Below are 23,543 nucleotides of genomic sequence, written 5' to 3'. Positions count from 1 at the left end.
AAAGATTTTGTAGCAAATAAAAAATCTGGCCTAACGCCATCGCCTGATGCGGTTGTGGTTATGGGGCGTGCGATATTCAAAGCTAAGCGTTTGCGGAGAAATTCGGCCAATTGATTAATGGCCGAAGGAAGGGATCAGCAGGCTGTGTTTCTGTCGCCAGATATACGGAGAGAAAGAAGCGGCATTGCACCGCTTCCTATATTGGATTATTTGAGGGCTGCGATTGCCGTTTCGTAGTTCGGCTCGGTTCCGATCTCGGCGACTAGCTCGCTGTGCAGCACCTGATCCTGTTCGTCCAGGACCACGACGGCGCGCGCGGATACGCCGGCGAGCGGACCGGTAGAGATCAGTACGCCATATTCTTCAAGGAACTCGCGGCCTCGCATCGTGGACAGGTTGATTACGTTGTCCAGCCCTTCAGCACCACAGAAGCGCTTCTGGGCGAACGGCAGATCCGCAGAGATGCACAGCACGACGGTGTTCGTCAGATCGTTGGCCTGAGCATTGAACTTGCGCACGGAGGTAGCGCAAGTCGGCGTATCGATGCTCGGAAAGATATTCAAAACCTTACGCTTGCCAGCGAAGCTGCTCAGCGCGACATCAGCCAGATCACCGCCCACCAGGCTGAACGGCTTGGCTTTCTGCCCGGCTTGGGGGAAAGCACCGGCGACCTGGATCGGGTTGCCTTTGAGGGTTACTTCGGTCATTTCGACTCCTTATCGATTCGTGGGCCGCGAGCGTACTCGCGGCCCGGCTTGTTTACGCAGCCTGGGTCTGGGCTCGCGCGAAGTATTCCTTGGTCAATTTGACCACTACCGGACTCAGCAGAATCAGTGAAATCAGGTTGGGAATCGCCATCAGGCCATTGAGGGTGTCCGCCAGCAGCCAGGCGAAGTCGAGCTGGGCAATCGCGCCGAATGGCACAGCCAGCACCCAGATGACGCGGAACGGCCAGATCGCTCGGGTCCCGACCATGAATTCCCAGCATTTTTCGCCGAAATAGCTCCAGCCGAGAATGGTGGTGAAGGCGAAGACCACCAGGGCGATGGTCAGCACTGCGCCACCGAAACCTGGCATGGCCGACTCGAATGCAGCGGCAGACAGCGCCGCCCCGCTTTCGCCTCCGGTCCAGACGCCAGAGCAGATGATTGCCAGCCCGGTGATGGTGCAGATGATGAGGGTGTCGATGAAGGTCCCCATCATCCCGATCATGCCCGAACGCACCGAGCTCTTGGTGGTGCCGGCTGCCTGAGCGATACCGGCGGTCCCCAACCCCGCCTCGTTGGAAAAGATGCCGCGCGCAACACCGAAGCGGATCGCGGCCATCACCGCCGCACCGGCAAAGCCGCCCGTAGCCGCGATGGGCGAGAAGGCATGAGTGAAGATCAGGTCGAACGCGGCCGGGATCTGCTCGGCATGTACCACCAGTACCGTGATGCCGGCGATGATGTAGGCCACGCACATGAACGGCACCAGTGCCGCTGCGACCTTGCCGATACGTTTAATGCCGCCCAGTATCACCAGGCCGACGAGGACCATCGCCACTAAGCCGGTCAGCCACAGCGGCACGGCAAAAGTAGCTTCCAGCGCGAGCGCCATGCTGTTTACCTGCACCATGTTGCCGATGCCGAAACCGGCGAGGCCGCCGAAAATCGCAAAGGCGCCGCCGAGCCACAGCCAACGCTTATGCAGGCCGTTTTTGATTGCATACATCGGTCCGCCAACATGCTCCCCGCGATCATCCTTCTCGCGGTAATGCACCGCCAGAACCACCTCGCAGTATTTGGTGGCCATGCCCACCAGCGCCGTGCACCACATCCAGAACAGCGCGCCGGGGCCACCCAGGAAGATAGCCGTGGCGACGCCGGCAATGTTCCCCGTACCCACCGTTGCCGCAAGGCTGGTCATCAGGGCCTGGAATGGGGTGATTTCCCCTGTTTCCTCATCGCCTTTAACGCGTCCGCGCCAGATTAGTGCGAAGCCGGTACCAATGCGCAGCAGCGGCATGAACTTGAGCATTACCATCAGGAAGAGACCGGTGCCCAGGATCAGCACCAGCATGGGTGGTCCCCACACGAGACCGTTAACGCTATTGACTAGGTTTTGCAGGAATTCCATTCAAGGCACCCTTATTAATTATGTTAGACATCCTTGCCCGAGCGGCCCGCGCCGAGGCGGAATCAAAACGCAGCGCTAGCTGCTACCTCTTCTTCCACCGCCGAAACGACTCGGTAACAACCCCGACTTCAATGTGCTGGGCGTTACCGGCAACTTGCAAAACCCATGCAAGGGTCTTGCGTTAGCCGCTACGCAAGGAGCGACCGAGCGATCCTACCACCACCGTGAGCGCTTGGCGCCACACCGTTTGCCTGCACGCTTACGGCCGTTTAGCGACCTGATGGTCACTGAATGAACCGACTCCAGGTTGCCGGTTACGTAAGCCCCATCAGCGTAGCCTAGCGCTGCAACGCTGCCAGTGGTTTCGAAGGTTTTTTTGATTGTTTCGGAGTGCCTGGCGAACTTAGAAATCGCGCCGATAGAAAATATCGAGCGAGCTAGCCAGCCCGCTCGCGGCCTCGAGAAAAATCCGCTTGGTCAGCTGATAACGCAGGGCCACGGTGTTGGCCGATTCGAACACACCGACGCCGTAGCGAAGCGTCAGACGATCGGTGAGGCGCCCGCTGGCGACAACGCTGGTTTCATCGCCACGACCTTCGGTGTCGAGCTGAAAATCCTGAATGCCCAGACGCTGCGCAACATTGCCGGTAATCGACGAGCTGCCAGCAAGGCCAAGTCCCAAGGCAGCCTGGGCCAGCAGGTTGTTGTCACCGGAGTCAGCCCCTAGTGGCCGCCCAAGTACCAGGTATGACAAGGCCTGCTCTTGGCTCATGGCCGGTTCGGCGAAGACGTCGACTCTCGGTTGCTCGGCACTGCCAGTGATACGCAGACCGGCAATGACATTGTCCGACTCGATCCGTCGTATGGCTTCGATGTTGAGGAACGGCTGGGTCAGCACACCGGTGAACAGCAGCTGGGCACGGCGAATGGTCAGCCGCTGACCATAAGCCCGATACCGACCATTGTTGAGATTGAGCTCTCCTCGGGCGTCGAAGTCATCGCCGATGTGCAGATAGCCCTCCAGGTCGGCGGTGAGGCCGAAGCCCGAGAATCGCAGACGATCCTGCCCCACCTCGACATCTATATCCATGCGAATGGCCAGCGGTGTCTGTGCTTCTTTGAACTCCTCGCCAATAATCACCGCATCTTCGGAGACCCTAACGGTAGAGGGCGGCAATTCGCGGACGGTTATGTCGCCACGCGGCACGCGCACCTTGCCGCTCACGGCCAACTGATCACCCGCCAGCTCCAGCCGCAGATCCGGCTCGACCTCCAGCTCGGCATAGGGCTCGACAATGACCGGAAGGCGGCTGCCGCTCACACGCAAGTCCAGGTCCAACGCATCACCCCAATCCAGCGTACCGGCAATCTCCCCTTGCCCCTGCTCACCGCTGCGCCAGTCGCCGTCGACGCGCATGCGTTCGCCCTCGATGACGGCGCGAACCTGAAGCTGTTCAAAGCTCACCGGCAGCTCGCTGCCGGCAATTTCGGCATCGCTCAGTACCAGCTCGCCGTTGATTTTCGGCTGCTGCAGGCTGCCGGACAACTCGCCATGACCGTTCAGTTGCCCGTCCAGCCGCTCAACCTGGGCGACGAAAGGCCTGGCCACGGAGAGATCGAAGTCGCTCAGACGGAACGCACCGGAGATGGCCTTGGCCTCGGTACTCGGGTTGACCTCCAGGCGCACGTCGAGCTCGCCCAACTCGCCGCCCTCGAAACGCAAATGGCTGTCGACCCGCTGCGGTGTTAGCTCACTGTTCAGCGCCAAGGTCGAGTACGGAAAATTCAGCCATTGCTCACCGTCACGCATGCGCAGCGTACCTGGTCCCGCGTCGACCCGAATGGTCCCGCTGGGGCCGGCTTTCGGCAAATCGAGCGAAAGGTCGGCGTTGACCTCGCCTTGCCAGATCAGATTGTCGGGTAAATAACTGGCGAGAGATTCCAACGGGAAATCTCGCAGTCGATAACGCAAGCGCGGGTCCGGCAGGAGCCGCTGATCTTCGGCGCACAGCGTGGCGGGACCGGAGGCCCAACAATGCGCGGCCAAGGTGACTCGACCACTGGCCAGCCGCTCCAACGCAGCCGGCTGCTGTAGCGCCCATTGCTGTCCCTTGGCGTCCAGCTCGGCCTGCAGCAGACGGCCTCGCCAATTTTCACCGCGCAGCCCACCGTCCAGCGCTAGGGACAGATCCAGCAGCGGACCTTGCAGGCTCAGATTGGCCTCATGTGCCTGCCGCGTCCCGTCGGCCTCTATGCGCAATCGGCCCAGATCGGTATCACCTGTCTGCAACTCATCAGCGGTGAGCCGCAGCTGGCCGCGCTCACCCGCTTCGAGCTTTGCCGCAAGTTGCAGACGCTCCACTCGGTTGTCCTGAAATGCGACCTCGCTGCCCTCAAGCACTAGTTCGCCCTGTGGAGCTTGCGGTGTACCGGCCAGGCTGAGGTTGCCAACCAACTGGCCTTCTAGATCAGGCCAGAGCTGCCCGAGACGTGCCAGCTCCAGCTTAAGGCTGGCCCGCAGCGTTTCAGCCCAACGTCCGCTGCCCTGGATTCGGTTATCACCGAGACGCAGATCAACGTGCGGGACATTCCAGGTCGCATCCTGCCCGCTTGCATTCAGCTCAAGGCTCAGCGGTTGCTTGCGTAATGTGCCATTGAGGTCCAGGCGCGCCTCGGCCTGCAACTGCTCGTCGCGCATGGCGCCACGGCTGCTAAGGCTACCCCCGAGTTGACCGGGCAGTTCCGCGACCCAGTAGGACGGATCGAATTCGCTCAGATTCAGGGTGGTATTCCAGTCGATGCCATCGGCGAAGCCAACACTGAGATTTCCTACGGCCCTGCCCTGTCCGGCGCGCAGCTCCAGCTGCGGCAGATGCACCACCTCAAGGTCGCCGCTGACGGGGCTCTGCAAAGTAAAGTCACCGGATGGCCCGGTCAGCGCCGCGTCGAAGTTGCCCAGATAGCTGCCATCGTCATACTGCACTTGGGCATTCAGCGTGCGCAGTGCCACGGGCGGCTCGTCCACGTCCGGGTACAACCGGCGCCAGGGGAAGTCGCGCCACGCCAGTTCCGCTTCGCCCTTCAATCCGTCCTGCCAGCTGGCCTGCCCGCTGAGGTTGATCCGCTGGTTCTCCCCCGCGTCCAGCTGCAGCGTTTCGACCAAGGCCTGCTTGGGGTCGAGCACCGCATCCAAGGCGATACCGACCGCGCCGCCCTCCCCCTGCAGGCTCCCCTCACCGACCAACCGGTAGCCGTGCTTTAGATCGCCGTCGGCGGACAGTTTCAGGGTGTCCAGCCGCAACGCATCGGGCAGTGCTGGGGCTGCCTTGAAGCGCTCCACCACCAGCGCGAGATTCGCGGGAAGCTCCGGCTCCAGCGGACGTATCCGACCGCCGAGCGTGGCGACGAGATAACCCTGGCTCTCGATATCCAGCATCAGGTGCTCCCGCAGCTCGCCGTCCACGGCAATATTCAGCGCCCAGGGTTGTCCATCCGGCGATCGCAGCGCTGCAGTGCCGGCCAGCATCAGCGGCCAGTCTCCGCTTGGCTGCAGGCGTCCGGTCATTTCCAGCGAAAGGTCTTCGCGGCGCAGTTGCAGCGCCTTGATATTCAGCCCGCCCTTGCGCCAGTCTGCGCGCAATTGCAGGCGTTGGAGTTGCTCGGCATCGTTCAGTCGGAGGCTGCCAATCTCAACCCGCTCGACGCGTAACTCCAGCGGCAACTTGAGCTCGGGCAGGCTGAACGGCTCGCTCGGTGCGCCATCGTCAGGGGCCGGCGGAAAGTGCAGGTCAATATCACCGGCGACCAGCGCCTCAACGCAAAGCGTCATGCGCAACAGGCACAGCGGCGACCACGCCATCCGCGGGGTTTCCACCTCGACGCGGCTGCCGTCCTGCTCCCACGTCAGCCGTTGCGCCTGCCAGTTACCGCCGAGACGACCGCGGAACTGTTCGACCTGCACGCCTGGAATCTTGCTCAGGACCCAGCGGCTACCCGAGGTCGTGCCCAGTACAGCCCCGACGGCCAGGACGAGCAGCAGCACCAGGCTCAGCAGGCCCAACAGCAACCAGCCGATGATCTTCGCCGTACGCTTCAAAGCTCCGGCCCCATGGAGAAATGCAGCCGCACGCCGCCCTCGCCATCCAGAGGATGTGCCAGGTCAACGCGAATCGGCCCAACCGGCGAAACCCAGCGAACACCCAGGCCGACGCTGCTCTTCAGGGACGGTAGTTCCAGCGAGTTGAAAGCATTGCCCTGATCGACGAAAGTCGCCACTCGCCATTTATCCGTCAGCGAGTACTGGTATTCAGCACTGACCGCCAGCTGATAACGGCCGCCAATCTTGTCGCCATCCGAATTGGTCGGTGACAAGCTCTGATAGTCGTAACCACGCACGCTCTGATCGCCACCGGCGAAGTAGCGCAGGGACGGTGGCACGTTGGTGTATTCGTTGGTCCAGTTTCCGCCGACCTCGACGCGGCCCAGAAAGCGATGGCGTCCGGCAAGGGTGATCAAACCCTTTATCGTCGTGTTGGCATGGATCAGATCGGCATCGGACAAAAGACCCTCTTTGGCCGCTCCCAGCTCGAATTCAAGGCGGTAGCCACGGCTGGGATCGATGCGGCTGTCGCTGCGCAGATAGCTGTAGGCAACACCGGGCATCAGCAGCGTGCTGACACCGGAATCATCACCGAGCTCGTACTGTTCGTGACGCCATTTCAGCGCCCAGACCCTCTGCCAACCACTCGGCAACTTTCGGTGCCATTCGGGGCCGACCGTTAGCAACCGGCTCAGGCTATCGTTATCGCCCAGTTCTTCGTATTGATAACCGGCGGCATAGCGCAGCTTGTCGGTCAATGGCGGATCCAGCGGCACGTCGTACCAGAGCCCGACGTTCTGGCGCGGCGCGGACAGCTCGGTTTCGATGCCGTAGCTGTGTCCCTGCGGGTTGACCCAGTGACGGCGAAAATCCAACCGCAAGCGCGGACCGACATCGGTGGAATAACCGAGTCCGAGCCCGAGAGTTCTGGGTTCACGTGTGGTCAGCTGCACCGCGACCGGAATGCGTTGCTGTTCGGCATTGGCCGGGTTGGCGTCGACCCGCACCCCTTCGAAGTAGCCGCTGGACTGCATCGCCTGGTTGAGATCGGCCACCAGCTCCGAGTCATAAGGCGTACCCGCTTCGAACGGCACCATACGCGCCAGCAAATCCGGATCGAAGGGCGAGTCGCCCTCGAAACTCACGTCTCCCAGCACATACCGCGGGCCGCTTTGGAATATCAGTTCGACATCGGCTGCATTGGCGGCGGGATCGATGGCCAGTCGCTGCCGCTTGAGGCGACCATCGAAGAATCCGTAGCGCGAGGCCTGATTGAGGATCTGCTGCTTGACCTGCTCATACTGGCCGTGATTGAGCACTTCGCCGGTCTTGAGCCTATTACGAGGCACGCGAAAGGCGCTCAAATCAGCGGCCGGGCCTTCCACGCGCAAGGTAATGTCGCGTAACCGGACCGGCTCACCGGGCTCGATACGCAAGGTTAGCCGCGGGTTCTCGCCGCCGCTGACTTCGGATTCGACTTCGCCGTTGTAATAGCCCAGGGCCTGCAGCGCCTTCTCCGCCTGTTCCTGAGCGATGCGGCTATAACGCAGCAGTTCTTGCTCATTACGGTCACCCAGGTCGCCGATGTAGTTCTCGACGTTTTCACGTAGCGCGCGGTTGGATGGCTCGACGTTGACGTCGAGTTCCGCTGAATAGACGCCCATCGATACGAACACGGCAAGGCCGGCCGGAACGATTCGACCCAAGTGAGATATGAGCATGGCGAGCGATGCTAGCACGACCCGCACCGATGCTCGGGTTGGCATCGATGCGTGTGGCGCAGCGCATTTGGCATCAGGCAGGGCATTGGAACACTTCGTCAGACATCCATCCGTAGGACTGTGTGTGACGGCCAAAATTCGCCGTTAGCCGCTATTGGCTTCGACCTCGCGCGGAGCAGGATGGAAGAACACATGTTCAAGCACCGGGCCGATGGCCACCTGGCCGATCTCCTGATAGCCCTGCCGCTCGTAGAAGTGCAAGTAGCGGGAATTGCCGGTGTCGATGACCAGCCCTTGGGAGGCGGTGTCCACGGCACACCAGTTGTGCAGCGCCTCGAGGAGCTGCTCGCCATAATGCTGCCCTTGAAACTGCGGGTGGACGCCCATCAGCGGTAACACATGGAAGGAGCCCGGCGGCAAACAGCCCAGTACTGCTGCGTGGTAGTCGAGATAGCGGCGCGTGCAGCGAAAGCCGGCCGTCAGCAACATGCGCATGCGCCATGCCCAACTCTCGGTAATGTCGAGACGTCGCTGCGGTGGTGCAATCAAGGCAACAGCGATCAGCCGATCATCAATCAGCAGCCCCACGGCGGGCTGGTCCTGTAGCAGGTGTTGGTTGACCAGCTCACGCACCGTTGCGCGCACGCGCTGGTCGTAACCGGGCCTGTCGGATTCGAATAGGTAAGCGAATGTCGGTTCGTGTCGATAGGCGTTGTACAGAAGCGAGCGCGCTTCCCTGGCATAACCACTGTCCAGCGTTCGTACTTCAGCAGGCATCGGCATGGCGATTCTCTTTTTGACCTTTGTTGTTATAGAGCGCTGATTTCACGTTAGCACCCGCATCGCAGTCATGCTGTGTCTACCCGGGTTATTGGCAGATCGGCTGATACGGCTCGCGCCGGGGTGCTCGAAGCGATTAGAATCCCGGTTTTGTCGGAGCCTGAATCCATGAAGCTTGTTTCTTTCAATATCAACGGCTTACGCGCAAGACCTCATCAACTGACTGCAATTATCGACAAACATCAGCCAGACGTCATCGGGCTGCAGGAAACCAAGGTGGCCGACGAGCAATTTCCTCAGGCCGAGATCGAAGCCCTCGGCTATCACGTCCACTTCCATGGTCAGAAAGGTCATTACGGCGTCGCGCTGCTGTCGCGGCAGGCTCCGCTGGAAATCCACAAGGGCTTTCCCGGCGACGGCGAGGAATCGCAAAGGCGGTTCATCTGGGGCCGCTTCGCCGACGGCGACGGCCAGCCGGTGACGGTCATGAACGGCTACTTCCCCCAAGGCGAAAGCCGCATCCACCCCACCAAATTTCCCGCTAAAACCAAGTTTTACGCCGATTTGCAGGCCCTACTCGAACAGCGCTTCACGCCCGATCAGTCGGTTGCGGTAATGGGTGACTTCAACATCTCGCCGGAAGACTGCGACATTGGCATCGGTGAGGTGAACGCCAAGCGCTGGCTGCGCACCGGCAAATGCAGCTTCCTGCCGGAAGAGCGCGAGTGGCTGGCGCGTCTGAAGAACTGGGGTCTGCAGGACAGCTTCCGTACGCTCAATCCGGAGGTCGCTGACCGCTTCAGTTGGTTCGACTACCGCAGCCGTGGTTTCGAGGACGACCCGCGCCGGGGCCTGCGCATTGATCTGATCCTTACCACCAGCGGCCTGCATGACCGCGTCACCGGCTGCGGTGTCGATTACGACATCCGCAGCATGGAAAAACCGTCTGACCATTGCCCTGTGTGGATCGCACTGAGGTGACCGCGGCCAGCGTGGCCTCATAACCGCGCGCACTTCCAAGCCTCGCGATGCAGTGTGACACGAGGCTCATACCGACAAGGCCTTGGTCGACCGTCACATAATGGTAAACAAAGCGTCTTAATCTCCCCGCTTCTTTGAAAGGGAGAGTCGCTGCATGGCATTTTCTGCGTCCGCACGCACCATAGGGAAACGGGTGCTGTGCCTGGCACTTCTCGTCCTGTTCAGCACCGGTCCGATTTCCGTCAATGGCGCCACGCCAGCGCTCCCAGCGGACGGCAGCCCAGTGCTGCGCATACACGGATCGAACACGGTTGGCGCTAAGCTGGCGCCGATGCTTATCGCCGGACTGTTCGAAGCGCAGGGATTGGGTTCGGTACGGATCGCCCCGGCTGGACGCGAAAACGAGCAGCGCATCAGCGCCATCGATGGCTCCGGTCGCACAGTCCATGCGCTGGTCGCGGCTCATGGCACAGGGACTGGCTTTGCCGGGCTGAAAGACGGGTCCGCCGATCTCGCGGCTGCGTCACGCCCGATAAAGGACAACGAATTCAGCAGCCTTGCCGAGCTGGGTGATCTGCGTAGCGCCCAGGCCGAACAGATCATCGCCATCGATGGCCTGGCGATTATCGTTCACCCTGACAACCGAGTCTCATCATTGACCGTCGAGCAGGTCGCCAGCCTTTTTGCCGGTGAGATTCAGAACTGGCGGGAGCTGGGCGGCGATGATCTTGTGGTCGAGCTCCATGCGCGTGATGACCAGTCAGGTACCTACGATACCTTTAAAGAGCTGGTGCTCGGCAGTCAGAACAAGACCCTCGAGGTTGGCGCCGCGCGCTACGAATCCAACGACCAGCTATCGAAAGTGGTCAGCACCCGTGCCGGTGCGGTCGGGTTCGTTGGACTGGCCTCGGTCGGCAGCTCCAAAGCACTGGCAATCGCCGATGGCGACTCTCAGCCGATGCTACCTTCCACGGCGCTGGTTGCGACCGAAGATTACCCCCTGTCACGTCGCCTGTTCCTCTACGCCAACCCGAGCCAGCAATCAGACTGGACCCGCGCCTACCTCGAGTTCGTCCACAGCGCCGCCGGCCAGGCCATCGTCGGAAAGTCCGGCTATGTCGCCCAGGCGATCACGGCCATCAAGTTACCGGTCCAGGCGAACATGCCGCCCCTTTACCAAGCACTTTCGAACGAGGCGCAGCGACTGACAGTCAATTTCCGCTTCGCTGAAGGCAGCGCGCGCTTGGATAACAAGGCTCAGCGCGATGTCGGACGCCTGGTCGACTATCTGCAGAAGGCCGGCAAAACGATGAACGCGGTGGTGCTAGTGGGCTTCGGCGACGCAAAAGGCGACTCGGCGCGCACCGCGTTGTTGTCGAAGCTGCGAGCGATGGCGGTCCGTCGGGAGCTGTCCCGTGGCGGAATACTGGTCAAAGATATCAATGGTTTAGGCGACGCAATTCCAGTGGCATCTAACAGCGAGAGTGGCCGTATCAAGAACAGACGAGTCGAGATCTGGCTGTACTGAATCGCCGAGTCCGAGTGCAAGATCGTATCGGTCGCTTGCCTGCCTCGTACTGTCCCGACATGCAGCCGACGATTAAGCTCTCGGGATTTCCAGCGGCGGGAATCTCCTATGTACCTGGTCTGTGGCGAAGCCCTGTTCGACGTATTTTCGACCCCAGCGGGCAGCCGTAGCAACCGTTTGAATCTCGAGGCGGTTGCGGGCGGTTCACCCTTCAATGTTGCCGTCGGCCTGGCCAGACTCGGCACACCCTGCGCGCTGTTCGCCGGCATTTCCAACGATCACCTGGGCCAGCAGCTGCGGCAAGTGCTTGATGACGAAGGGGTCGACGGCCATTATCTGGTGACTTTCGACGCACCGACGACGCTCGCCATGGTTGCACTCGGAGCCGGTGGCGTGCCGATATACAGTTTTCGTGGTGAAGGCTGTGCAGATCGCCTGCCGTGCATTGAGCATCTCGCCCCGCTTGGCGAGGAGGTTCGTGGCATTCATGTCGGCTCCTATTCCTTGGTCACCACGCCGATCGCCGACACCCTGCTGGCACTGGTATGCCGCGAAAGCGCTAATCGCCTGATTTCTCTGGACCCGAATATTCGCCTCAATGTCGAGCCGGATGTGCTGCGCTGGCGCAAGCGGGTCGAGGCCTTTGCCGAACGCGCTCACCTGATCAAGGTCAGCGATGAAGACCTGGCGCTGCTTTATCCCGACGAAGCGCCTGAATCCATTGCCCAGCGGTGGCTGCAAGAAGGTCGCGAACTGGTGCTGCTGACTCGCGGGGGCGCAGGCGCGCACCTGTTCAGTCGTCGTCATGGCGGGCTGTACGCCGCAGCCAGAGCCGTCACAGTGTGCGACACCGTCGGTGCTGGCGACACCTTCCAGGCCGCGCTGCTCAGCTATCTGCACGAGAACGGAATGGACTCTCCATCGTCTCTGGCGAAGATAGAGCCGGGTCAGCTGGAAGCATTGTTGGGCTTCGCGGTGCAGGCTGCGGCCATTACCTGCTCCAGACGAGGCCCTGAACTGCCATACCGATGCGAAATTGACTGATCGGTTGGCCGCAGCCATGCGAGCGTCTATAACCCTAGAGGTGCTTAAGGACGACGGAACCTGCATGAAAGCGTTGAAGATCTCCGATCCATCCTACGAACTGATGGACGATCACCACGGCAACTCACTGATCTACCGGGAACACGGATTCCCCTGCCCGCTGGTGCGCTGGCACAACCACAAGGAATATGAGTTACACCTGATCATTGCCAGCTCGGGCAAGGTATTCGTCGGCGACTATGTCGGCAACTTCGGCCCGGACAGCCTGTTTTTGACCGGACCGCACCTGCCGCACAACTGGATCAGTCAGGTCGATGAGGGCGAGGTAGTCGCTAAACGCGACATGCTGGTGAACTTCACCGATGAGCTTTTCGAGGCGGGCCATAGCGTTTTCGCGGAGCTGCGCAGCATTACCCCGATGCTTGAACGCTCCCGCTATGGCATCGAATTTCGCGGTCCCCATACCATCGCGCAAGCAACACGACTGATGCAGCAGATTGCTGATAGCCGCGGCGCCACGCGACTGGGTTATTTTCTGATCATGCTCGAGCTGCTGGCTGGGTGCGACGATTATCAGCTGCTCTCCGGAGCCACTTCTGCCCAGTTGGGCGATGAGCATCACGCCGATCGCACCAACACGGCAGTGAACTATATCTTCGACAACTACATGCGCGAGCTGCCGCTGGAGGAAGTCGCTGGCCACCTGGGCATGAAGCCCACCTACTTCTCGCGTTTCTTCAAGCGAGCAACCGGGCGTTGCTATGTCGAGTTCGTCAACAGCCTGCGCATCAGCAAATCCTGCGAGCTGCTGTTGGACAACGACAAACCGGTCACGGACATCTGCTTCGAATCCGGCTTCAACAACCTCTCCAATTTCAACCGTCGCTTTCAGCAGCTGAAGGGCATGACACCGTCATGTTATCGCCGCCTGGTCGAGCAAAGGCTGACTGAACAGAATCTCGCCGGCTGATACGGATCGTCGCCCCACCGTCTCTGTTCCCGGCGTGTCGGGACAGCTCAACGCTTCATGCCTCTACGATGCCAGCCCCGATAATCAGGACCTGCGTGCGCTGTCGCGGGGCGCTGAGGCAGCTTCATGGGCGCCACCAAGGAAGTGCAAAAAAATATCAGTCGAAGTGCAGTCAGGGCTTTGTAATGCCGAAGCTCAAGGCGTTGTAATGTCCGCGAGACGCTCGTACGGCAGTATGCGAGCAACAACAAAAACAATATGCGCTTCTGTCGCCCTGGCGGTGGAAGAGGAGTTTCAGATGAAAATCGCCAAACTGCTGCTCGGCACCACCTGCATCGCTTTGATCGGCGCGACCCATGCCGCCGAAAGCCTGACCATCGCCACGGTCAACAATGCCGACATGATCCGTATGCAACGTCTTTCGAAAACCTTCGAAGAACAACATCCCAACATCGACCTCAACTGGGTCGTCCTGGAAGAAAATGTTTTGCGTCAGCGCCTGACCACGGACATCGCCACACAAGGCGGCCAATTCGACGTGCTGACGATCGGCATGTATGAAGCCTCGTTGTGGGGCGACAAGGGCTGGCTCGCACCCATGACCGATCTGCCCGATGACTACAACCTCGACGACGTCTTCCCCTCGGTGCGTGAAGGCCTGTCGGTCGATGGGACCCTCTATGCGCTGCCGTTCTATGCAGAGAGTTCGATGACGTACTACCGCACCGATCTGTTCCAGCAGGCCGGGCTGGACATGCCGGAACATCCAACTTGGACGCAAATGGCGGAGTTTGCCGAAAAGCTGCACAAGCCAGGCGAAGAGCAATACGGCATATGCCTGCGCGGCAAAGCAGGCTGGGGCGAAAACATGGCCCTGGTCACTACCGTCGCAAACTCGTTCGGCGCGCGCTGGTTCGATGAGAAATGGCAGCCGGAATTCAACGGACCAGAGTGGGCCAAGGCAGCCAATTTCTACGTGGACCTGCTGAGCAAATTCGGCCCGCCGGGCGCGTCCAGCAACGGCTTCAATGAGAACCTCGCATTGTTCAACAGCGGCAAATGTGCCATGTGGGTCGATGCCACCGTGGCTGGCTCTTTCGTCACCGATACATCGCAAAGCAAGGTTACGGACAAAGTCGGCTTCACCTTTGCACCGCAGCAAGCTACCGATAAAGGCTCGGCCTGGCTGTATTCCTGGGCGTTGGCGATCCCGACGAGCTCGCAGCAGAAGGAGGCAGCCAAGACCTTCGCGGCATGGGCCACTTCGCAGGACTATGCCGAACTGGTTGCCAAGACCGACGGCGTCACCAACGTACCCCCGGGTACTCGCGAATCGACCTACAGCGACGAATATATGGCAGCTGCTCCGTTCGCCAAGATCACCCTTGAATCGCTGAAGCAGGCTGATCCATCCTCACCGTCGGCCAAGCCTGTGCCCTATGTCGGCATTCAGCTGGTGACTATTCCGGAGTTCCAGGCCATCGGCACTCAGGTCGGCAAGATGTTCTCAGCTGCCCTCACCGGCCAGATGCCGGTCGAGCAGATGCTCACCGCCGTGCAGCAGTCGACCACGCGTGAAATGAAGCGCGCCGGCTATCCCAAGTAGGCATCGCCCCCTTCCTAGCAGGAGGTGAACATCAGACAGGGCTCGCTCGGGCCCTCATGGCCTTCTTTCAGCCGGAGCACACCCATGGCCACCACATCCACAGCGTTGCCCAAGGCTTCCGTTACCGATACTGCACGCGAGCCGAGCGAGCGGAAGTCGCGCCGGTTCGGCCCCAGCTGGTTCCTCGTCAGTCCGTCCGTTGCGCTGTTGCTGCTGTGGATGCTGGTGCCGCTGTCAATGACCGTCTACTTTTCGGTGATTCGCTACAACCTACTCTATCCCGGCGAAAACGATTTCGTCGGACTGGAGAACTTTCACTACTTCCTGACCGACGCCGGCTTCATGCCCGGCATGACCAATACGCTGCTGCTGGTCGGCAGCGTACTGTTGATCAGCGTCGTGCTCGGTGTGCTGATTTCCGCGTTGTTGGAGGCCGCAGACTTCGCCGGTCGCGGCATCGTTCGCGTCATGCTGATCTCGCCGTTCTTCATCATGCCAACCGTCAGCGCACTGGTCTGGAAGAACCTGATTTACCACCCCGTCTCGGGAATTCTTGCGGCCGTCTGGAAATTCTTCGGTGCGCAGCCGGTGGACTGGCTGGCACAGCACCCGCTGTTCTCGATCATCATCATCGTGGCGTGGCAATGGCTGCCCTTCGCGATCCTGATCCTGATGACCGCCATGCAGTCGCTTGACCAGGAACAGAAAGAAGCCGCCCGCCTCGACGGTGCCGGCCCGATCGCGATTTTCTGGCATCTGACATTGCCCCACCTGGCGCGCCCCATCGCCGTGGTGGTGATGATCGAGACCATCTTCCTGCTTTCCGTATTCGCCGAGATCTTCACCACTACTAGCGGAGGCCCCGGCTACGCATCGACCAACCTGGCCTACCTGATCTACACCCAGGCGCTGCTGCAGTTCGACGTCGGCATGGCATCGGCCGGCGGGTTGATCGCGGTAGTCATCGCCAATATCGCGGCGATCATCCTGGTGCGGATGCTCGGCAAGAATCTCACCGAAAAATACTGAGGACAGCCCGATGCTGACGCTCAAACAAAGTCGCCGCCTCAATACCCTGGTGGTCGGGCTGTTCGCGTGGGCAGTGGCGCTGCTGCTGTTCTTCCCGATCTTCTGGATGATTCTGACCAGCCTGAAGACCGAAATCGACGCCTTCGCCACCCCACCGCAGTTCATCTTTACGCCAACGCTGGAGAACTACCTGCAGATTCAGGATCGCAGCGGTTACTTCAAATACGCCTGGAACTCGGTAACGATTTCCTTCGGTGCCACCGCGCTGGGCATGCTGATTGCGATCCCCGCCGCCTACTCCATGGCGTTCTACGAGACCAAGCGGACCAAGGGCACGCTGCTGTGGATGCTCTCCACCAAGATGTTGCCGCCGGTGGGCGTGCTGGTGCCGATCTACCTGCTGGCCAAACAGTTCGGCCTGCTCGACAGCCGCACGGTGCTGATCGTTATCTACACACTGATCAACCTGCCGATCCTGGTCTGGATGATCTACACGTACTTCAAGGACATTCCCCGCGACATCCTCGAAGCGGCGCGAATGGATGGCGCCACCCTGATGCAGGAAATGGTTCGGGTGCTACTGCCGATCAGCAAAGGCGGCCTCGCCTCGACCATGTTGCTGTCACTGATTTTGTGCTGGAACGAGGCGTTCTGGTCACTGAACCTCACCTCATCAAACGCCGCCCCACTGACCGCGCTGATCGCGTCCTACTCCAGTCCCGAAGGGCTGTTCTGGGCCAAGCTTTCGGCCGTTTCCACCCTCGCCTGCGCCCCCATCCTGATATTCGGCTGGATCAGCCAGAAACAGCTGGTCCGCGGCCTGTCGTTCGGCGCCGTGAAGTAACGCCGCCGCCCTAAAGAACAACAGAGGATTCGAACATGGCAGACCTGAAAGTTCATAACCTGAAGAAAGGCTTCGACGGCAACGAGATCATCAAAGGCATCGACCTGGACATCCGCGACCGCGAGTTCGTGGTTTTTGTCGGACCGTCCGGCTGTGGCAAATCCACCTTGCTGCGCCTGATCGCAGGGTTGGAAGAAGTCAGCAGCGGCAAGATCGAACTCGATGGTCGCGACATCACCGACCTCAGCCCGGCCAAGCGCGACCTGGCCATGGTGTTCCAGACCTATGCGCTGTATCCGCACATGACGGTGCGCAAGAACATGTCCTTCGCCCTCGACCTGGCCGGGGCCGACAAGCAGGAGGTGGCGCGAAAGATTGAGGCTGCCGCCCGGACGCTGGAACTGGAGCCGCTGCTCGAGCGCAAACCCCGCCAGCTCTCCGGAGGCCAGCGTCAGCGTGTTGCCATCGGCCGCGCCATCGTGCGCAACCCCAAGGTATTCCTCTTCGACGAACCCCTATCGAACCTCGACGCTGCGCTGCGCGTGCAGATGCGTCTCGAGCTGTCACGCCTGCATCAAGAGCTGCAGGCCACCATGATCTACGTGACCCATGATCAGGTCGAAGCCATGACCCTGGCCGACAAGGTGGTGGTGCTCAACGGCGGGCGCATCGAGCAGGTCGGCTCGCCGATGGAGCTCTACCATCACCCGGCCAACCTGTTCGTTGCGGGGTTTCTCGGTACACCAAAGATGGGCTTTCTCAAGGGCCGCGTCAGCCGGGCCGAACCCGCCGGTTGTGAAGTCGAGCTCGAGGCTGGATGCCGGTTGTATCTGCCACTCGGTGGTGCCGCACTCTCGGCCGGCGATCCGGTCACGCTGGGCATCCGTCCCGAGCATCTCAATCGCAGCACTGACGGCAGCTGTCAGCTGGAGGTCAAGGCCGACGTCAGCGAGCGACTCGGCAGCGATACCTACTGCCACGTCATCAGTCAGGCCGGTGAGCCGCTGACCATGCGCATCCGCGGCGACTTCACGCCACGCTACGGCGAATCGTTGAAGCTAACCCTGGACGCCGCCCACTGCCACCTGTTCGACAGCGCCGGTCTGGCGGTCGGCCAGCCAATGCAGCAGGTCGCCTGAAGCCGTCCTCCTTTGCAGAAGCAACCATCGCTACCTGGCAGCGTTGCCAAGCGCTGCTCCACTGAACGCTCAGTCAGCGAGATCTGAAATGAAGTTGAACCAGCAGAACCTGCCGCAGCTTCCGGCGCATATCGGCCGGCCGTCTTATGACATTCAATCGATAAGCACCGGCATCGCCCACATCGGGGTTGGCGGTTTTCACCGTGCTCATGAAGCGGCCTACACCGACGCCCTGATGAACTCAGGTGAAGGCCTCGATTGGGGTATCTGCGGCATCGGCACGCGGGCCGATGAGATCACCATGCGCGACGCGCTGACAGCGCAGGGCTATCTCTACACCCTGATCGAACTGGACGACCGGCCGGATACCGAAGTGCGGGTAATGGGGAGCATCCGCGACATGCTGTTGGTCACTCAGGACGGCTCCGAGGCGGTAGTTGCCCGGCTGGCCGATCCGGCGATCCGCATCGTCTCGCTGACCATAACCGAAGGCGGCTACTGCATGGATGAGAGCACCGGCCAGTTCAATGCCGCGCTGCCCCACATCCAACACGACCTGACCCATCCAAGCACCCCGATCAGCGTGTTCGGGCTGCTCTGTGCAGCCTTTGCCAAACGCCGCGATGCAGGCAATGGGCCCTTCACCGTCATGTCCTGCGATAACCTGCCGCATAACGGAGACGTTACCCGCAAGGCAACGCTGGCTTTTGCCAGTTTGATCGACACCGAGCTGGCCAGTTGGATCGAACGCAACGTCAGTTTTCCCAACGCAATGGTCGATCGCATTACGCCAATGACGAGCGTCGCCCATTGCCAGGCATTGAGGCAACAGCACGGGGTCGACGACGCCTGGCCGGTCGTGTGCGAGCCCTTCGTGCAATGGGTGCTGGAGGATAAGTTCGTCGCCGGTCGGCCTGCCTGGGAAAAGGTCGGTGTGCAATTCACCGACGACGTCGCGCCCTACGAAGAAATGAAGATCAAGCTGCTTAACGGCAGCCACCTTGCGCTGACCTACCTGGGCGTCCTGCGCGGCTACCGATACGTGCACGAAACCATGGCCGATCCGCTATTCGTCGAGTACATCCGCCGCTACATGGACGAGGACGTGACACCACAGCTTGAACCGGTACCGGGCATCGACCTGGCGCAGTACAAGCAGACGCTGATCGAACGCTTTTCGAACTGTGCCATCGCCGATCAGCTGGAGCGGGTGTGCTCGGACGGCTCCTCTAAGTTCTCCAAATTCACGGTTCCGACCATCAACCGCCTCATCGCCGAAAACGCCGAGCTGGATCGCGCCGCGCTGGTGGTCGCTGCCTGGGCGCTTTATCTCAGAGGTATCGATGAGAACGGCGATCGGTACCGAATTCTCGATCCGCGTGCGGAATTCTGCCAATCGCTGGTCGATGAGGACGAGGGCCTGGCTGAGCGGCTACTCGGCCGCGAAGAGATCTTCGGCACACAGATCCCCCGTTCCCTGGCGTTTCGCGATGCCTTCGAGCGCAACCTGCTGCGCCTGGGCACACTGGGGGTAAGCGGCACCCTCGACCTGTTGCTGACCCGCTGACGGAGCACGCCATGTTTCTCGGTATCGACTGCGGCACCCAAGGCACCAAGGCACTGCTGCTCGATGCAGCGAGCGGACAGGTGCTGGGCCAGGGTTCGGCCAGCCATGAACTCATCAGCGGCCCGAACGGCCGCCGCGAACAGCACGTCGAGCAGTGGACTGCTGCATTCGAATCGGCAGCCGCGGCGGCGCTCGCCGAAGCCGGGGTGGCGGGCGATCAGGTGCTCGGGGTCGGAGTGTCCGGACAGCAACACGGATTGGTCACACTGGATAGCGAAGGTCAGGTTCTACGGCCCGCCAAGCTCTGGTGTGATACCGAATCCGCCGCAGAGAATCAGCGGCTCTTGCACTGGCTGGGTGGAGAACGTGGTTCTCTGGAACGACTGGGCGTGGTCATCGCACCGGGTTACACGGTGTCGAAGCTGTTGTGGATGAAAGAGCAACATCCTCAGCTGTTCGAGCGTATCGCCCATATCCTCCTGCCCCACGATTACTTGAATTACTGGCTGACCGGTCGCTACAGCACCGAGTACGGCGATGCATCCGGCACTGGCTATTTCGACGTGCACACGCGGCATTGGGACTTGGAGATACTGCGTCATATAGATGCCAATGGACGACTCGAAGCCGCGCTGCCTGAGCTGATCGGACCTGATAAAGCTGTCGGCACACTCCGTCCCGAATTGGCGCAGCGCCTGCGCCTGAATCCGAATGCGATCGTTTCGAGCGGCGGCGGCGACAACATGATGGGCGCCATCGGTACGGGCAATATCCACCCTGGCGCCATTACCATGAGCCTCGGCACATCCGGCACCTTGTATGCCTTTGCCGAAGAACCACGGATCAGCCCGCAGCCATCGGTGGCGACCTTCTGCTCATCCAGCGGGGGCTGGCTGCCGCTAATCTGCACGATGAACCTGACCAACGCGAACGGCGCCATCCGTGATTTGCTGCAGCTTGACCTCGATCAGTTCAATGCGCTGGTGGCGCAGGCCCCCATTGGGGCAGAAGGCGTAACCCTGCTGCCTTTCCTAAATGGCGAGCGCGTGCCCGCCCTGCCTCAGGCCACAGCCAGCCTGCACGGCCTGACAGCAGACAACCTGACCCGTGCCAATCTCTGCCGCGCCGTGGTCGAGGGCGTGACCTTCGGCTTGCGTTACGGGCTGGATTTGCTCCGTGAGAGCGGAATTCGCAGCGAGCGGATTCAACTGATCGGCGGCGGCGCGAGAAACCCACTGTGGCGGCAGATTGTCGCCGACATGATGGCGACGCCGGTGGTCTGCACCACGCAGAGCGAAGCCGCGGCGCTGGGTGGTGCGATCCAGGCTGCCTGGTGCCATGCGAGACAAAGCGATTCTCAAGCCAGCCTTATCGAGATTTGCGAACGTTGCGTCGGCCTGGATGAAGCAACCGCCGTCGAGCCTGGACCCGAGGCAGTTCAGGGCTATGAACAGGCCTACCGGCGCTACCGGCAGCTGGTCACGGCCACGTACGGCCAGCAAACGCCACCGGATCTAACGACAGTTGCGCCGTGACGAACCGGGCATGTCCTTAGGCTTACTGCAGGGCTGTTACCCGCAAAAGGACTCAAGTCATTCCTCGCGAAATGCGTGATTGTCTTACCCCTAATCGCGAGCAGGCTCGCTCCTACAAAAGCTAAGCAGCACAGCACTTGTAGGAGCCAGCTTGCTGGCGATCCGAACTCTGTGTTGTAGGAGCGCTTGCTCCGCGATGGGTGTTCAGCAGGCCATTCAGACGAATGCATAAAAAAGGCAAAGCCACTGTTCGTGGCTTTGCCTCTGGTTCTAGCCTTTGGTGCTAGCGATGCCTCAACGGCTACGCAGCATTTCCCGCGACACGTATTTGCCCAGCTCATGCTTGGCGATGGATGCGCGATGCACTTCGTCTGGGCCGTCCGCCAGGCGCAGGGTGCGCTGCATGGCGTACCAATGTGCCAACGGGAAATCCTCGGAGACGCCCGCACCACCGTGAATCTGAATGGCGCGATCGATCACCTTCAACGCCACGTTCGGCGCGACGACCTTGATCTGAGCGATCTCGCTCGCGGCGATCTTGTTGCCCACCGTGTCCATCATGTAGGCAGCGTTGAGTGTCAGTAGACGCGCCATGTTGATCTCGATGCGGCACTCGGCGATGTGGTCCAGATTGGCGCCCAGGCGTGCCAGCGGCTTGCCAAAGGCGGTGCGGTCGACGGACCGCTGGCACATTAGCTTCAGGGCCCGTTCGGCGACGCCGACGGAGCGCATGCAATGATGAATACGGCCTGGGCCAAGGCGGCCCTGAGCGATCTCGAAGCCACGGCCTTCACCGAGAAGCACGTTCTCATAGGGCACGCGAACGTTCTCCAGCAGCACTTCGGCATGGCCATGCGGGGCATCGTCGTAGCCGAAGACCGGAAGCGGACGCAGCACCTTCAGGCCCGGAGCATCCATCGGCACCATAATCATCGAGTGCTGCTGGTGGCGCGGTGCGTCCGGGTTGGTCAGCCCCATGAAGATCATCACCTTGCAGCGCGGATCGCAGGCGCCCGAAGTCCACCACTTACGCCCATTGATGACCCACTCATCGCCTTCGCGAACGGCCCGGGCCTGCATGTTGGTGGCATCGGACGAGGCCACGCCCGGCTCGGTCATGCCGAAGGCCGAGCGAATCTCGCCGCGCAGCAGCGGCTCTAGCCACTGCTTCTTATGCGCTTCGCTGCCGTAGCGCACCAGGACTTCCATGTTGCCGGTGTCCGGTGCCGAGCAGTTGAACGCCTCCGGGCCGAGGCCCGAGCTTCCCATGATCTCGGCCAGCGGAGCGTATTCGGTGTTGGTCAGCCCGGCGCCGAGTTCGGAGTCTGGCAGGAACAGATTCCACAGCCCCTCGGCCTTGGCCTTGGCCTTGAGTTCCTCGACGATGGCGGTCGGCTGCCAGCGGTCGCCTTCGCCGACCTGCTGATAGAAGATTGTCTCGGCGGGGTAGACATGCGCGTCCATGAACGCCTGAACGCGCTCACGCAGCTCTTGAACCTTGGGGGAGTAGGCGAAATCCATGGGCAACCTTCTTCGAATTTGGTGATGTGAGAAGGATGCTAGTGCAGCGGTTTGGATTTATCTAAGCTATTTTCCTCGTGTATAAACATTCATAACCGATATATGATCGACGCAAATAACCCAGCCGGAGAGCTTGCGGAAATGAACCTGAACAAGGTCGATCTCAATCTGTTTATCGTCTTCGACGCCATCTACACCGAGGCCAATCTGACCCGTGCCGGGCAAATCGTCGGCATCACCCAGCCTGCCGTTTCAAACGCACTGGCCCGTCTGCGCGAGACATTCAACGATCCGCTGTTCGTGCGTACCGCACAAGGCATGGTGCCTACGCCGATGGCGCAGAACATCATCGGCCCGGTGCGCAATGCGTTGCAGCTGCTGCGCGTCTCAGTGCAGGAAAGCCGCACCTTCAATCCGCTACAGGCAAACAAGACCTTTCGTATCAGCATGACTGACCTCACCGAGGCGGTCGTGCTGCCGCCCCTGTTCCAGCGCCTGCGTCGCCTGGCGCCGAACGTGAAGATCGAGAGCATGCTCGCCAAGCGACGCGAAACCACCAAGGAATTGGCCGCCGGCCGCCTGGATTTCGCCATGGACGCCCCGCTCAATACCGATCCTCAGGTTCGCCACGTCAAACTGCTGGAAGATCGCTACGTCTGTGCCATGCGCCGCGGTCATCCGCTGGCGAAGGACAAGCTCAGCGTCGAGGAATATCTGTCACTGTCACACATCCACATCTCCAGCCGTCGCAGCGGTCTGGGCATGGTCGATCTGGCGCTCGGTAAGATGGGGCAGCAGCGCAAGATCGCCCTGCGCTCGCAGCACTACATGATGGCCACTCAGGTCATTCAGCACACGGACATGGCCGTCACGGTTCCAGAGCGTTTCGCCCGTCGTCATGACTTGCATCAAGCGCCGCTGCCAGTGGAAATTCCGCCGCTGGAAACCCACATTTACTGGCATGAGAGTACCGATCAGGATCCAGCCAACCGCTGGATGCGCGAGCAGATGATCGAGATCGCTCAGCAAGTCACCGCGGCGCAGCAAGCCGAATAGCCGTA

At 60.8% G+C, this 23,543-nt stretch carries 17 protein-coding genes; 11 read left to right on the top strand and 6 right to left on the bottom strand.

The features are described from left to right. Window positions 1–206 precede the first annotated feature (206 nt). From tpx to H3028_RS11410, 5 genes are all read right to left on the bottom strand, one after another. Window positions 207–707 (bottom strand): thiol peroxidase, encoded by a 501-nt coding sequence (gene tpx, locus H3028_RS11430; RefSeq protein ID WP_181297146.1) that lies wholly within the window; start codon window positions 705–707, stop codon window positions 207–209. A 52-nt stretch (window positions 708–759) separates the two neighbouring features. Beyond that, window positions 760–2,118 carry a sodium:alanine symporter family protein gene (locus H3028_RS11425; RefSeq protein ID WP_181297145.1) on the bottom strand — a complete coding sequence of 453 codons (1,359 nt, stop codon included), beginning with the start codon at window positions 2,116–2,118 and terminating at the stop codon, window positions 760–762. A gap of 403 nt (window positions 2,119–2,521) precedes the next feature. After that, the gene (locus tag H3028_RS11420; RefSeq protein ID WP_181297474.1) at window positions 2,522–6,178 is read right to left on the bottom strand and encodes a translocation/assembly module TamB domain-containing protein; all 3,657 of its coding nucleotides are present in this window, start codon (window positions 6,176–6,178) and stop codon (window positions 2,522–2,524) included. Window positions 6,179–6,210: 32 nt separating this feature from the next. Beyond that, window positions 6,211–7,881, bottom strand: a complete 1,671-nt coding sequence (locus H3028_RS11415; protein ID WP_258237791.1) for an autotransporter assembly complex family protein — start codon at window positions 7,879–7,881, stop codon at window positions 6,211–6,213. A gap of 201 nt (window positions 7,882–8,082) precedes the next feature. Further along, window positions 8,083–8,721: an N-acetyltransferase gene (locus H3028_RS11410; RefSeq protein WP_181297143.1), complete on the bottom strand. Its 639-nt coding sequence runs from the start codon at window positions 8,719–8,721 to the stop codon at window positions 8,083–8,085. 165 nt (window positions 8,722–8,886) lie between these two features. Between H3028_RS11410 and xthA the strand changes: the two genes are divergently transcribed. The 10 genes from xthA to xylB all read left to right on the top strand — a co-directional run bounded on the left by xthA (window position 8,887) and on the right by xylB (window position 20,961). Continuing rightward, entirely contained in the window at window positions 8,887–9,699 is an 813-nt protein-coding gene (gene xthA, locus H3028_RS11405) for an exodeoxyribonuclease III (RefSeq protein ID WP_181297142.1), read from the top strand. Window positions 9,700–9,853: 154 nt separating this feature from the next. Beyond that, window positions 9,854–11,227, top strand: coding sequence for a substrate-binding domain-containing protein (locus tag H3028_RS11400; protein ID WP_181297141.1), 1,374 nt, complete (start codon window positions 9,854–9,856; stop codon window positions 11,225–11,227). A gap of 108 nt (window positions 11,228–11,335) precedes the next feature. Then, the gene (locus H3028_RS11395) at window positions 11,336–12,271 is read left to right on the top strand and encodes a carbohydrate kinase (RefSeq protein WP_181297140.1); all 936 of its coding nucleotides are present in this window, start codon (window positions 11,336–11,338) and stop codon (window positions 12,269–12,271) included. Between the two features lie 64 nt (window positions 12,272–12,335). Beyond that, a complete protein-coding gene (locus tag H3028_RS11390; RefSeq protein ID WP_181297139.1) occupies window positions 12,336–13,241 on the top strand; it encodes an AraC family transcriptional regulator in 906 nt (301 codons plus the stop codon). Between the two features lie 298 nt (window positions 13,242–13,539). Further along, the gene (locus H3028_RS11385) at window positions 13,540–14,847 is read left to right on the top strand and encodes a sugar ABC transporter substrate-binding protein (RefSeq protein ID WP_181297138.1); all 1,308 of its coding nucleotides are present in this window, start codon (window positions 13,540–13,542) and stop codon (window positions 14,845–14,847) included. Window positions 14,848–15,066: 219 nt separating this feature from the next. Next, entirely contained in the window at window positions 15,067–15,876 is an 810-nt protein-coding gene (locus H3028_RS11380; RefSeq protein ID WP_375154411.1) for a carbohydrate ABC transporter permease, read from the top strand. Window positions 15,877–15,886: 10 nt separating this feature from the next. After that, the gene (locus tag H3028_RS11375; protein WP_168423671.1) at window positions 15,887–16,720 is read left to right on the top strand and encodes a carbohydrate ABC transporter permease; all 834 of its coding nucleotides are present in this window, start codon (window positions 15,887–15,889) and stop codon (window positions 16,718–16,720) included. Between the two features lie 35 nt (window positions 16,721–16,755). Continuing rightward, on the top strand, window positions 16,756–17,859 hold the full coding sequence (locus H3028_RS11370; protein WP_181297136.1) for an ABC transporter ATP-binding protein: 1,104 nt from the start codon (window positions 16,756–16,758) through the stop codon (window positions 17,857–17,859). Window positions 17,860–17,947: 88 nt separating this feature from the next. After that, the gene (locus H3028_RS11365; RefSeq protein ID WP_181297135.1) at window positions 17,948–19,426 is read left to right on the top strand and encodes a mannitol dehydrogenase family protein; all 1,479 of its coding nucleotides are present in this window, start codon (window positions 17,948–17,950) and stop codon (window positions 19,424–19,426) included. Window positions 19,427–19,437: 11 nt separating this feature from the next. Then, a complete protein-coding gene (xylB, locus tag H3028_RS11360; protein ID WP_181297134.1) occupies window positions 19,438–20,961 on the top strand; it encodes a xylulokinase in 1,524 nt (507 codons plus the stop codon). 294 nt (window positions 20,962–21,255) lie between these two features. On the opposite strand, the gene H3028_RS11355 is transcribed toward xylB, so the two are convergent. After that, window positions 21,256–22,482 (bottom strand): acyl-CoA dehydrogenase, encoded by a 1,227-nt coding sequence (locus tag H3028_RS11355; RefSeq protein WP_181297133.1) that lies wholly within the window; start codon window positions 22,480–22,482, stop codon window positions 21,256–21,258. Window positions 22,483–22,623: 141 nt separating this feature from the next. On the opposite strand from H3028_RS11355, the gene H3028_RS11350 reads away from it, so the two are divergent. Continuing rightward, window positions 22,624–23,538: a LysR family transcriptional regulator gene (locus H3028_RS11350; protein ID WP_168423675.1), complete on the top strand. Its 915-nt coding sequence runs from the start codon at window positions 22,624–22,626 to the stop codon at window positions 23,536–23,538. Window positions 23,539–23,543 lie beyond the last annotated feature (5 nt).

This window comes from Pseudomonas sp. Q2-TVG4-2 (assembly GCF_013620795.1).
In the GTDB taxonomy this organism is placed as follows: domain Bacteria; phylum Pseudomonadota; class Gammaproteobacteria; order Pseudomonadales; family Pseudomonadaceae; genus Stutzerimonas.
Note: the sequence above shows the minus strand (reverse complement) of the source record. Positions and strands in the feature narration are given on the sequence as shown.